Source organism: Granulicatella seriolae (assembly GCF_024543085.1).
Taxonomy (GTDB): Bacteria; Bacillota; Bacilli; order Lactobacillales; family Aerococcaceae; genus Granulicatella; species Granulicatella seriolae.
In genome coordinates, this window is the sequence record NZ_JANHNZ010000001.1 from 307,729 (window position 1) to 320,930 (window position 13,202).

Annotated in this window: 13 protein-coding genes; 2 read left to right on the top strand and 11 right to left on the bottom strand. The window is 35.6% G+C overall.

From position 1 onward, the window contains the following. Positions 1-6: 6 nt before the first annotated feature. The 3 genes from prmC to NPA36_RS01405 are packed head-to-tail and all read right to left on the bottom strand — an operon-like array spanning position 7 to position 2,617. Positions 7-918, bottom strand: coding sequence for a peptide chain release factor N(5)-glutamine methyltransferase (prmC, locus tag NPA36_RS01395; RefSeq protein WP_256944327.1), 912 nt, complete (start codon positions 916-918; stop codon positions 7-9). Continuing rightward, entirely contained in the window at positions 905-1,984 is a 1,080-nt protein-coding gene (gene prfA / locus NPA36_RS01400; protein WP_256944328.1) for a peptide chain release factor 1, read from the bottom strand. The genes prmC and prfA overlap by 14 nt, the downstream gene beginning before the upstream one ends. Before the next feature lie 54 nt (positions 1,985-2,038). Then, positions 2,039-2,617, bottom strand: a complete 579-nt coding sequence (locus NPA36_RS01405; protein WP_256944329.1) for a thymidine kinase — start codon at positions 2,615-2,617, stop codon at positions 2,039-2,041. Positions 2,618-2,818: 201 nt separating this feature from the next. On the opposite strand from NPA36_RS01405, the gene NPA36_RS01410 reads away from it, so the two are divergent. After that, complete coding sequence (locus NPA36_RS01410) at positions 2,819-4,168, top strand: Mur ligase family protein (protein WP_256944330.1); 1,350 nt, start codon at positions 2,819-2,821, stop codon at positions 4,166-4,168. Beyond that, entirely contained in the window at positions 4,165-4,818 is a 654-nt protein-coding gene (locus NPA36_RS01415; RefSeq protein WP_256944331.1) for a type 1 glutamine amidotransferase, read from the top strand. The genes NPA36_RS01410 and NPA36_RS01415 overlap by 4 nt, the downstream gene beginning before the upstream one ends. A 67-nt stretch (positions 4,819-4,885) precedes the next feature. On the opposite strand, the gene NPA36_RS01420 is transcribed toward NPA36_RS01415, so the two are convergent. From NPA36_RS01420 to pilM, 8 genes are read right to left on the bottom strand one after another with little or no spacing between them, the layout of a single operon-like run. Next, positions 4,886-5,470 carry a glucosaminidase domain-containing protein gene (locus NPA36_RS01420; RefSeq protein ID WP_256944332.1) on the bottom strand — a complete coding sequence of 195 codons (585 nt, stop codon included), beginning with the start codon at positions 5,468-5,470 and terminating at the stop codon, positions 4,886-4,888. A gap of 10 nt (positions 5,471-5,480) precedes the next feature. Further along, a complete protein-coding gene (locus NPA36_RS01425; RefSeq protein WP_256944333.1) occupies positions 5,481-6,251 on the bottom strand; it encodes a prepilin peptidase in 771 nt (256 codons plus the stop codon). 10 nt (positions 6,252-6,261) lie between these two features. After that, positions 6,262-7,317, bottom strand: coding sequence for a VanW family protein (locus NPA36_RS01430; RefSeq protein ID WP_256944334.1), 1,056 nt, complete (start codon positions 7,315-7,317; stop codon positions 6,262-6,264). Continuing rightward, positions 7,298-8,239 carry a hypothetical protein gene (locus NPA36_RS01435; RefSeq protein WP_256944335.1) on the bottom strand — a complete coding sequence of 314 codons (942 nt, stop codon included), beginning with the start codon at positions 8,237-8,239 and terminating at the stop codon, positions 7,298-7,300. The genes NPA36_RS01430 and NPA36_RS01435 overlap by 20 nt, the downstream gene beginning before the upstream one ends. Before the next feature lie 4 nt (positions 8,240-8,243). Then, the gene (locus NPA36_RS01440; protein ID WP_256944336.1) at positions 8,244-9,593 is read right to left on the bottom strand and encodes an SSA_2305 family type IV pilus system protein; all 1,350 of its coding nucleotides are present in this window, start codon (positions 9,591-9,593) and stop codon (positions 8,244-8,246) included. 51 nt (positions 9,594-9,644) lie between these two features. Further along, a complete protein-coding gene (locus tag NPA36_RS01445; protein ID WP_256944337.1) occupies positions 9,645-11,234 on the bottom strand; it encodes a hypothetical protein in 1,590 nt (529 codons plus the stop codon). Beyond that, on the bottom strand, positions 11,227-11,814 hold the full coding sequence (locus tag NPA36_RS01450; RefSeq protein ID WP_256944338.1) for a PilN domain-containing protein: 588 nt from the start codon (positions 11,812-11,814) through the stop codon (positions 11,227-11,229). Before NPA36_RS01450 ends, NPA36_RS01445 begins: the two co-directional genes overlap by 8 nt. Before the next feature lie 2 nt (positions 11,815-11,816). Further along, on the bottom strand, positions 11,817-13,190 hold the full coding sequence (gene pilM, locus NPA36_RS01455; RefSeq protein ID WP_256944339.1) for a pilus assembly protein PilM: 1,374 nt from the start codon (positions 13,188-13,190) through the stop codon (positions 11,817-11,819). Positions 13,191-13,202: the final 12 nt, after the last annotated feature.

Genomic DNA, 13,202 nt, shown 5'->3' on the forward strand with positions numbered 1-13,202 from the left:
ACCAACTTAAAGTACTTTGACGTTTTGACTTCTTTGGGAAATACAAATCATGCGGTCCAAGCCAGACATGTCTTTGATTACCGTTACAGTACGACAAAAAACAACTGCTTCAAAAATAGCTTTGACGGCTGAGCCTTGCTGAAAACCAATCTCAAAAAAAGCCATGCCACTACCCACCAAAAATTCTTCCAAACGACTTGCAATTCGTTTATAAATGGCCAATCCATCATCCTCTGCAAATAAAGCTTGGTTTGGCTCAAAAGACAAAACACTAGCATCCATGTATTTTTTTTCGTTATCTGCAATATAAGGTGGGTTGCTGATAATGCAATCAAATTTAGTTCCAGCTGGGATAGAATCCCACACATCACTATTCAGCAATTGAACATTGCGTAAAGAAAACTGTTCCAAATTTTGTTGAGCTACCTGCAAGGCTTCACCAGAAATATCAGTAGCCAAATACTTGAGTTGCGGCGCTTCTATGGCCAATGTTAAACCGATACAACCCGAACCCACACCAATTTCCAATACTCTACCACGATCTAAACTAGTTAAATAGTCTAAGGCCATTTGGACTAACTCTTCCGTTTCTGGACGTGGGATTAACGTTGCTGGGGTTACCACAAAATCTCGTCCCCAGAAGTTTTCTTTGCCAATTACATATTGAATTGGCATACCCGTTGCTAATTGTTCTAAGTCCTTGCTTAAGTTTTCTTTGGTTAACTGGTCAAAGTGCTCCTGACTATTGAGTATCAAATCTGTTCTGGTCCAGCCCATTTTGTCTTGAACTAGAAGCTCTACCCATCTTCTAACGTCTTTTTGGTTGAATTCAAGCTGATATTGACTAGCTTCCTTCATCAAAAAATAGGAAGCCCATTTTAGGACCTCCTGGGTTGTAAGGGAATTATTCATTTCCATTATTTAATTGCTCCAATTTTTCGGTATGATCGAAGAGAATCAAGGCATCAACGATTTCGTCCAATTTTCCGGATAAGATTTGGTCTAGTTTTTGAATAGTCAGTCCAATTCTATGATCTGTAACCCGGTTTTGTGGAAAGTTATAGGTTCTAATTCGCTCTGAACGATCTCCTGTACCAACTGCTGATTTGCGGTTAGCATCATATTCCGATTGTGCTTCTTGTGAAATCTTGTCGTAGACACGGGCACGTAAGATTTTCATAGCCTTTTCACGGTTTTTCAGCTGTGACCGTTCATCCTGCATAGCTACTACAATACCAGTTGGTAAGTGGGTTAACCGTACAGCCGAAGCAGTTTTGTTAACGTGCTGTCCGCCCGCTCCAGATGCGTGGTAGATATCTACTCGAATGTCTTTATCTTCTAATTCAACCTCTACTTCTTGCGCTTCTGGCATGACCACAACCGTAGCTGTCGAGGTATGAACCCTACCTTGAGACTCAGTCGAAGGAACTCGTTGTACACGGTGGGCACCCGATTCGTACTTCAACTTAGAAAAGACATTATCTCCTGTAATCATCAAGATGATTTCTTTGTAGCCACCAATGCCCGTAATATTGGCTTCCATAACTTCAACACGCCAGCCTTGTGACTCAGCGTATTTGGAATACATGCCAAACAAATCACCAGCAAACAGAGCCGCTTCATCGCCACCAGCTGCCCCACGAATTTCCATGATGATATTTTTACCATCATTAGGGTCTTCCGGTAATAGCAAGAATTTAATTTGTTCTTCTAATTCTGCTTTTTCTTTTTTTAAGTCGGCCAATTCTTCCTTAGCCATCTCGGCCATTTCAGCATCCAAGCCTTCATTTAACATGTCTTCCGTATCTTTCAAATCTCTTACCACTTGTTGGTAATGTTTAAAGGTTTCTACTTTGACACGTAGACTAGCCTCTTCTTTAGTCAATTCCATTAAGCGATTGGTATCGTTAATCACTTCTGGATCACTTAATAATTCTGATAATTCTTCATAACGGATAATAAAACTATCCAATTGATCGAACATAACTTCCTCTCCATTCTTTTGCATTTAAAAATTTATTTGGGTCAAACGGCCAAGCTATGGACGTTGACTGTCTGGGTGAAAATAATGGTAGCGGCAAACTGGATAATAGGATTCATTGCCACCAATCTGGATTTGTTGACCCGTATAGATTGGCTTTCCGTCAACCACTCGCATATTCATATTCGCTTTTTTATGGCAATACCAGCAGATAGTTTTAATTTCCTCGATTTTGTCTGCATATAAGAGCAGGTATTTTGACCCCTCAAACAATTCATTCTGAAAATCATTTTTCAGTCCAAATGCCATAACAGGTACCCCTAACTCATCTACTATAGTCGCCAAGTCTAAGATATGTTGCTTGCTGAGAAATTGCGATTCATCTATCAAAATACAGGCTGGCTTGTTAGCTTGCTCTTTAACAATAGAAATGATATCCGTTTCATCAAAAATAGGAATTGCTTCCCTTCTCACACCAATACGACTAGATACGAAGCCCATTTGGTCCCGGTCATCGATTGCACTAGTAAAAAGCATGACTGATTTATTTTGTTCCTCATAGTTATGTGCTACCTTTAAAATTTCAATTGATTTCCCACTATTCATTGCACCGTATTTAAAAAATAATTGAGCCATGTCTTATCATTCCATTTCTATGAATTCTTCCTTATTCATATTAGTGTTATATAAGGTCATAGTCAACTATTTAAACAAAATTTTACTCAATATGTCTGGCAATGTGGTATGATAAGAAAAGTAAAAAATGAAATTTAAGGATAAAGAGCCATCTTTAATCATAGAGCTCTTAAACCAATCACTTTTAAGGAGAATACAACTGTGAGCATACGATCAAGCCTTGCCATTAATGCCGGCCGTTTTACCAAATGGGCTCTAACAACTTTCACCAGTGGCGGAAGTAGCCTACCAGGAAAAATTGCCCTAACCATTGACCCACAAGTTCTAAAACATCTAGCAGATAATTATAAAGTTATTATTGTCAGTGGTACAAACGGAAAAACCTTAACAACTTCCCTAATTGTTCAAATCTTACGACAAAAATATGAAAACGTCTTGACTAATCCAACTGGTGCTAACCTCAATCAAGGTATTATTTCTACTTTTTTGAGCCATACACCTTCCAAGAATGGCCAACCAAATATTGCTGTACTAGAAGTTGACGAAGCGACTATCGTCCACGTCACCAAATACATCAAGCCAGAACTGTTTGTTTTTACCAATATTTTCCGCGACCAAATGGACCGTTTTGGTGAGATTTATACCACTTACCAAATGATGTTGGATGGAGTGGCACAAGCTCCCCAAGCAGTCGTTTTAGCGAATGGTGACGCTCCGATTTTCAATTCTAAAGAAATCAGCAATAAACAGCTCTTCTATGGCTTTGATCATGAGGCTGACCAAGAGCTGATGGCTCACTACAATACAGATGGTGTCCTTTGCCCTCACTGCCACCAAATTCTTCATTACAAATCCATCACTTACAGTAATCTAGGCAAATACTATTGCCCAAATGGGGATTTTGAAAGACCGGACTTAGATTATGCTGTAACCAGCATTGATTCTTTGAGCTTGACGGATTCTCACTTTAAGATGGATGGTCATGATTTCTCTATCCCAATTGGGGGACTCTACAACGTCTATAATGCTCTTGCTGCCTATTCAGTAGGACGTTACTTCAATATTGACCCCGAGACCATTCAAAAGGGCTTTGATGCTTCAAAACGAGTCTTCGGTCGTCAAGAAGTCTTTACTATTGGAGACAAAGATGTCATGATCAATCTGATCAAAAATCCCGTAGGCTTCAACCAAATCGTACAGCTGCTTTCTTATGAGAAAGAACCATTTGCCCTCGCTGTCTTATTGAATGACAATTATGCTGATGGTCAAGATATTTCTTGGATATGGGATGGCGATTTTGAACAACTACATGAATTGCAGCCAAGCAAAACCATTATTGGCGGTATCCGTGTTGATGACTTAGGTGTACGGATGGAAGTTGCAGGTTTTGATGATTCTATAGAAAAAGTATCAAACAACCAAGAATTGATTCAATTATTAAAAAATGCTCCTAGTCAAAAAATCAATATTTTGGCAACCTATACTGCCCTCTTAGACTTGCGCAAGGACTTAGCTAAAGAAGGCTTTATCAAGGAGGGAATGAACGGATGAAACTAACAATCTGTCACTTATATGGAAATCTGATGAACACTTATGGAGATAATGGTAATCTCCTCATGCTCCAACACCGTGGCAAAAAGATGGGTTTGGATGTAGAAACTGTCTTAGTCAGTATTGGAGACAAATTCGAACCTAACCAATACGATATCGTCTTCTTTGGAGGCGGACAAGACTATGAGCAATCGATTGTATCTCAAGACTTACAAACAAAAAAAGAAGACCTCACCCATTACATTGAGAATAATGGTGTGGTCTTGGGAATTTGTGGTGGGTTCCAATTGTTGGGACATTACTACATCAATGCAGCCGGCCAACGCCTAGAAGGAATCGGAGCAATTGATTACTACACTTTAAACCAAGTTAACAACCGCTATATTGGAGACATAGAGATTCATAACGATGACGTAAACGAAACCTATCTCGGCTATGAAAACCATAACGGCAGAACCTTTTTAGGACCAACTGTCGCACCACTTGGACGAGTTGTAAATGGCTTTGGCAATAACAATGAAGATAAAACAGAGGGTGCAAGGTACAAGAATGTATTTTGTTCCTACTTCCACGGACCACTCTTGGTGCGTAACCAACATCTTGCCGACCGTATTATTCAAACGGCTATTAAAAGGAAAGACCGACAATAAACAACAATACCAAGGAATCCTGTGTTTGGGTTCCTTGGTATTGTTGTTTATTGAAATATCCCCCTGATTAATTTGCTAGAAATGCTCTAATTCTGGACATAATTTTTACAGCCCACTCTTGGTCAGTTGCATACTTAACATTAATTGCTGCAATACTGGTTCCATTGTAATATTGGCCACCTTGATTTAAATAGTGTTGTCCCAAATAGCGAGCAACATGGTCAATACCTGCTTCAAAACTTTCAAAATAACCTGCACTTGAAAATGGGCTAGAATCATATGCCATAAAACCAAACAGATTATTTTTTGCTTGTGCAATCATACTTTTGCCATAGTTTGATTCATGTATCGCTAGACCAGTCAAAAAAATTGCATTAACTCCATATTTTGCTTCAGCATTTTTAAAAGCCTGTCCTAAACCAGCCATCTCAGTCCCTGCCAATCGACGATTAATAAACTCTGCTGATACAGAACTAGGAATGGTAACATTTTCTGAATAAAGAACCATACCTCCACGCGCAGAGTTAAACTCTTCAGAGACATATACTTCCTTAGCTGTGATAGAAGAATTTTCTTGCGCATGAGGACTCTGATTATCTAAAACAGCTAGTACAGTAATCACAATAATACTAATAAGTATTTTCTTTTTCATTGTTACCCTCCTAAAACATCCAATTCATATATAAATCCTTCAAATTTGTCCCAACAAAAAACATAATTAAAGCCATAATTGACATAGCAGGCGCAAATGGTATTTCCTGATGTCGTTCAAGGCTCTTATGGACAAATGAACCTATTAAAAGAATACCAGCTACAAAAAATGCACCAAACGCTAAAATTACAACATCCAAAACTGAAAACCATAAGCCTAAAGCAAAAATGTAATAAATATCTCCCATACCAAATGCTTCCTGACCATAGATGATTTTAGCTACAATATAAATTATTCCATATAGAATTGCTCCAACAAAAGCAGACCAAATGTATTCCCAAGAAAAGTTACCTGTTAAAATGATTAAGATAAGCTGCCCTATAGCAAATACAAAAATTACATCTAGGGGGACATAATGTGTATCATAATCAATAAAGCTTACAATTATAGAAAGAGATACTAACAAACAACCTGAAATCGCCATCCATAAATTATTTTGATTAAAAAGATATGAAGCTAACCATCCTAAACCAGTTATCAATTCAACAATAAGATACCTTGGCGAGATCGGACTTTTACAATGGCGGCATTTAAACCCTAAAAACAAAATAGAAAAAATAGGGACTAATTCAATAGGTTCAAGTACGTGACCACATGATGTACACATAGAACGTCCAGAAACGATTGTTTTTTCAAGTGGGATACGATAAATAACAACATTAAAAAAACTACCGAAAATTGTGCCCAACATAAAGAATATTAGTGCGATTGTAATTATCATGCCCCACCTCCTATTTTTTTGCTATTATAATTAAGAATTGATCTTCATCTAAAATAGATGAAATAACAAGGTCTTGATTGGTATTGTTTTTTAGCTCAAGAACTCTTTCAAGATTGTCAACATTTCCAATCGAAAAAACTTCACCCTTATACCTTGTGATTGATAATACTGTATCATTTTCTGATGCTGCCAGGGCAAAAGCATCTACTAATTCATCAATACCTACACCAATTTTACTGTTCCCTTTACTATCTTCCATAGCGATAAATCCTCTGGAAATATCAACAGGACCAATCAGATCAGTTATAGAGACCGTTGCATTTGCAGGTATAAAAACATTTTGGATCGAGTAATAACCCGTTCTAATATTTTGTAACATGGTCACATTAGAAGAAAACTGAAATTGCTTTAGACCTATTAAATTTTGATAATGTGATAAAGGCTCAGCCTCTGTAGGATAGAGCAGCTCACTTTCGACATATCTTTCAGAAAAATCCCCATTAGCTTCAATTTCTTTGATAGCAGCAATAAAATTTTCTGGTTGCATTAGAAAGCCTGGACTAGCAGGTTTAACAACAAGTTGTCCTAATTGATCTACAATTAAATGTTCTTGTATCGGTTCTTTTTTAATCAAATTAGGATACTGGTTTAGTGTATCCTCAATTCGTCCATGAAGGTAAAGTTGATCTGAATAAATAGTAATTCTATTCTGGAATGACAAGTCAAAAAACTGCTTAATGCGATTAGAAAGATTGACACCACTTACCTGATTTAAGACATCAATATTCTTTTGCGAAAAATAACTCAGCCCTAATAATCTCGTATCCACAAGGATTTGATTGCCTTCATTCGTTTGAATAGTAGTCTGATATGGCAACTGACTATAAACCTCAACTTCAGCTTGTTCCTTAGAAGTTACCTTAATTAGTGGTCCATCATTAATTTGCATATCAATACTTGGTTGGTAGAAAAAAACTACATATAAAGCACTAAAGCAGAAAAAAATGAAAAATAGAAGAAGCGGAATTGAACGATAAAATAAATGATTAGTAGTTCCCTTCATCATCCACAACACATCCTGCTAATTTAACCAAAAGTTTGCGGTCAATTTTTCTTAATAAGTTAATAGTACTTTCTGTAATAATCGTACCTGCTTCAACCAAAACAAGTCCATCTTCATCGTATAAATCTTTGGACGTTTTTTGCCCAACTAAAAGTGATTTCTGCTGTTGACGATAGGAAACCTCTATGGGCTCTGGTTCTACAATATCCTCAATAATAGATGGTGAACCTTGGAAAAAGTCTTGCATTTCCATTGGTGAATTAAGTTCCTCTTTAGATACTTGCAATTCTTCAGCAACAATATCTTCCTCAATGTCTATATTAAATAGATTATCTTCCAACATATTATTAGTTTGAGTAGAAAATTCTGATTCTGAATTTTCCCCATGTAAAAACAAATCTAGTTCACTTGAAACATTGCTATCAGAAGGGGAGTGCCCAAGAACTTCTTTAAAATTATCTTTTATATTAGTATTTAAAATAATATATTCTTTGCCAATCATTTGAAGTTGATCCTTGTCAATTTGTAAGTTATTGCCTGTATCCGATTCGACTAGTAAGTACCCAATCTCATGATCACCATCGATAAAAAAATCAGTAACCTTACCAACTTTATCTCCTTCAATAGTAATCACTAGCTCTTCAACAATAGCACCTTGATTAGAAATCAACGTGTTTAACTCATCTTCACTAATAGATCTTAGAACTGATTGATTCTGTATCATGGCTGCATAATTACCAATACCGTAAATTTGACTACTAGGTAAAAGGGCATAGCTATTTGCCTCGTCGGTTGTTTTGATAATAAAGGTTAAAGAAACACCTTGGTCGACAACTACTTGTTGAACGGAGCCCAACCCAACTCCTTGTTCTATTTCTATTATTGAAGTTCCTACAATCGTTCGACAACTTAAGGCTTTATTCATCTCTTCAATTCTCCTTTACTTCCAATTCATTCCAATCACTAGTAACACTATCTGAGTCAAACAAGTCAATATCAATTAACTCTTTAGTAAGCATGTCAGACTTTGCTTCCAGTGAAAAATACTCTTCTAATAATCCCATAGCGTCCTTACGAAAAGCAGGGTCTTGACTATCTAACAAAATCTCTTTGATGTAGTTAATAGTTTCGCTAATTTCCCCATTCTCTAATAAGTCATGTATTTCAAATAATAGAAATTGATAATACACTTGTTTTTTTGAATTTTCTTCCTTTTCCGTTTGTAAATATTCTTCATTGGTGATTGATTCTTCTATAGGTTCTATGGGATTTTGTTCTTGAGAGTCTGTCAGAACAGATTGAATTCCAACAAATTCGTTATCTTTTTCTATGTTGAATTCAATTTCAGGCTCTCTTTCAGTATAAAGAACATCTTCTAACATTGAAACTTCATGTTCTAAATATTCAACTTGATCATCAGATCTAACATCAAGAAGAACGTTATCTTGCTCACCGATCTCCTTATTAGTTAATGAATCATTAACATCTAATACTTCCGGAACAACATCTATACCCTTAGTATTTTCAGAAAGTTCTTTAATTATAGGTGCTTCTTTACCAGATAATTCCGAATTTCCTAATAATTCATTGGCAAGATTAGCAGGTTTACCCACATTTTCTGGTATATTTCTACCATCAGTTTTAACCGTATTTAATGCTTCAGCGGATGCAAGCTTATCACCTATGGCATCATTTTCATGGAGTCGTTTCATAAAATCTTCCATCTCTTTCTCCACTTCTAAAGGTGCCTGGTTTAAATATTGTTCTTTTAATGGGTGGACAGACTCTGTTGGAAAGGATAATTTTTGATCACTAATTTCATCAACCATTTGTGATTTTAAGGAAGTTTCTAAAGGAGATAGGTCTCCTTGCAACAAATCTTTTTCCAAAATATCTCCTCCAAGTAATCCTTGCTCTCTTAGTTCTTTTTCCAAATGTTCTTCTTGTAATAATTCTTCTTGAATTCGATTCAATTTTGAAAGGCTTCTTTTAGTTCGTAACTCTTCCCTACTCGTAGATTTTTTCTTACCATTTTCTTTCTCAACTTTAGTATTCTTTTTACCAAGTAATACAAATGCATAGATGATGATAAAGGCTAAAGTTAGCAAACCAACCTCAAGTAAGGAAAGAAAATTAATTAAAAAAGGTAAGGATACAATATAGCCTGTCATTATTGTAGCTAAGATGACTCTTCTTAAAACAGAAACATTTTTTAAAAAAACTAGACTTATCCCATGTAAAATTACAAACCCTATCCCAAAGTATTGTAAATAAGTCATTTTACACCTCCTTTTCTGTAGTTTATCCATACAAATTCATTATGACATAAACTAGTTCGTAGTTAAATAATGTACAGCCAAATTATCCAATTTGAAAATCCCTTGAGTTTTTGCTGGATTCTCAAAATAGAATCCTTTAATCGTCACTGGATACGTAAACTTATCTATACTTTCTGGGTTGAAACTAATCTCCATCCAACCGGAAAAATCAACTGGGCTTAAAAGCTCTAGATAAAACTTCTCTTTGTTTGAATTCTCAACAATCATTCCAAGTCCACCAGACCACTGTTCTTGGCTATATAAGGCGAAACTAATATTTGTAGGAACTTTATTAAGTGTAACTAAAGGTTCTGGAAACTCCATTTCGAAAAGTGTTGATTTCTCTTGAGTTGGCAAAGTAATGAGATTTGAGCCTATACCTTCCTTCTTATCAGAATGATCAACTGGACTATCTATTAGCTCTCCGCTACCTATACCAACCAATTTTAATGGGGTATCAAAACGATAAACTGTTGTGGATGACATATTGGCAACTAGACTTGGCTTCGCACCATTATTTTGATTTAACCAATCTAAATAACTTGGTAAAAGTGCTTCCAGATAGGAGTTGGAATAGCCAGAGCTATTATTGCCCATTGCTGTAACAGTTGATGTAGTAGTGTTAGGTCCAGGCGATAATCCTATAGCATCACTACCTGATGCTTGTCCGTTTGCAACTTTGCTAACCCCCCAAGACTGTCTCATAAATGGTGAATGGACAGTAGCGAATGGTATTGCCAAAGCATCAACTTTACTAGCAGGTTTTTCAACATATTTTTCAACATCTACCACTTGATAAAAGCGTAACAGAATGGTTCCATCCATTTTTGAATCTTGGCTTTCCCCATCTACAGTTTCAATTACCTTATCACCATGCTTTAAAGTTAGTTGGCTAGAAACTATAGTTTTATCATTGAGATCTATTAACTCTAGTAGTTTTAAAATTTGTGAATAAGTCCCTACGAACTCGATGTTAGCAGTCATTTGTCGGATATTCTGAGTTTCATAAGTGAATTCCTCTTTTACTACCTCTTCATTTTGACTGGCTGTTTCCTCAGTATTGCTTGATTCTGTTGCAGATGAATCTGACGATGCAGTCTCTGCTAACGTTTGAGTCGGAATGGCTTCTCCTTGAATAGACTGTTTCTCGTCTGCTTTTGATTCTTCTTTTGCTGGAAGTTCTCCAGGCTTAATTTCAATCTTTTCAGTTTCATTAAAAGACACTGACTTTAAAACTATACCACTATCTACAATGAATTTATCAATAAGATAAATAAATTCTCCTTGATTAGTTGTGCCATAATAATTAACAGCTTTATCATGTGTTTGTCGATTAAGTTTATCCAAACTATCCTGCAGTGAAGCTTTCTGATTGATTTTGGTCATATTTTGTAACAACTCGAATTGAACTTGATTATTTTCTTCTGTTAGTTCTCTATTTTTTGTTAGTAAGTTATCTATCACCAGATAACAGCCTACAGCAACAAGTAATATTAGAACACCAATTAAAAGCTTTTGATCGCGTTTGCTCATACTCATAAAACCTTTTTTCAGTTTTGACTTTGAGTCTTGATTATTAGCCTTCTCTTCAAAATTATTCATCAAAACTCACATCCTTTGTCGTTATTTGAATATTAAAGGAGTAAACTGGATTAGTTTCTTCAAGTGTTAACTGATCATGAAGTGAGATATCATTTACCAAAATGTGATTAAATTTCTCAGATTTTCTCAGTTCTTCCTCAAACTTAGCGATAGACAATCGTTGGTTTGATAATCCTGCAATAGTGACTGAATCGTTGGTTATAGAGATTTCTTCAAAACTAATATTGGTCGTTAGCTTCTTTTGTAAAAATGTCATAAAAGCTTTGTTGACTCTATGAACTCGTTTAAAGTCGCCCTCTAGTCTTGTAAACAATTCTTGGTCTTTGCCAACTTCCATTAAAGACCCTTGAATGGCATTTACCTCAGAAATTTGTTTTGCTATTTCAGGGCTTTTTAAGGTTAAATTAGCCTGTGCAATCTCTCTGGATAGCATAGTATTTTGAGTTGTAAAATAATAAACCAAAAAAACCATCGCAGCCGTAGCAACTATTCCAGCCACATAAATTAAAACTTTTATTAGACTTGTCTTGGCTGGTGGTACATGTAACTTATTAAAAAAGTTTAAATCTCTTCTCGTCATGGTCAGGCCCTCCGTATCAGCATAGCCGTAGCTTGTATTAGATCTGGTGTACAAGTATGAGCATTAGCATTCATCCAAGAGATTCCTTGTAGTTGCGCTTCTTCGATATTGGTTAAAGTACGCCCAAAATGTTTCTCTAAGAAAGGAACTAACTCAGCATAAATGTTATCGTTCCCATAAACATAAAAGGTGTCTATGCTTGTTGCTTGAGTTCGACTATAGAATTCCTCCGTAGCCAGAATATGTTCCGTAGTTGCACTAGTCCATTCATTAATCGCATTTATTATTCCTGGATATTGGTGATCAGTAGGGTTAAGGTCATTAATTTTTTTTAACCTTTCCTCTCTTTCGAATACTTCAACAATAAACTGGTAATTAATGCGTGCATGATTATTTGTAATAAATTCTCCTTTAGAGTATAAATATACATCAACCGTTTGATTAGTAATTTGAATAAAGCCAATATTTTTTTCTGTCAAGGATACTGGTAAATTGTTTATTGATTCCACTCTTTGAGCCCATTTCTCGAGCCCATTTGAATGTATGTCCAATACATATGGAATTAACTTAAGTTTTTTTGCAATCTCAAACCGATTTTCAACCATTCCTTTAGGTACTGCATATACCAGAACATCTAAAAAGCGTCCTACTTCATCAAGATGGTTTAATGTTTCTTCGACACTATTTTGCTCTTGTTCAATCAGTTCAAACTCAATAATATAAGATTCTGTATCAATATCTAGATATTGTTCCAACTCAAAGTTAATCAACCCTTCAATATCCTTCTCTTCAACGAAAGGTATACGAATTTCTCTTCGAATAATCCTCTCACCATTAATAGAAAACATGGCGTACTTAGCTGATAAATTGTTAATCTCTATTGCAGATCTCAAAGCCTGAAAAACTGCCTCTTGATCAATAATATCACCATTAATGATAGAATTATCTGGCATTTCTGCATCTACTACTTGTAGAATTTCTAAATCATCTTTTTTATTTTTTGCCAAAATTAGTTTTGCACTCTTATCTAGAAGATCTATAGCTAACATATTCCCTTTAATAGCTTTACCAAAAAATGTATACGCTTCATTAGTTGTAACGTATTGACGTTCTTTTTCTTTTGGTTCTTTTTTAAAAAATAGTTTTTTCTTAGTTTGTTTACCTTCAATATCTTTATCTTTTTTTTGTGTAGATTGTTGTAGTTTTACCCGTTTATTAAATTCTTTGATATCTTGCCTTTCCTCTGTTGTTATGTCTTCATCCTTCTTTTTACCTATAGAAAAAAGAGAGCTTGACTTCTTACTGTTTTGATTATTCTTTTCATTTTGATCCAACAAATCATCAGAACTATTTTGTTTTTTTTGAAACAATCCCATACCTTGCCACAT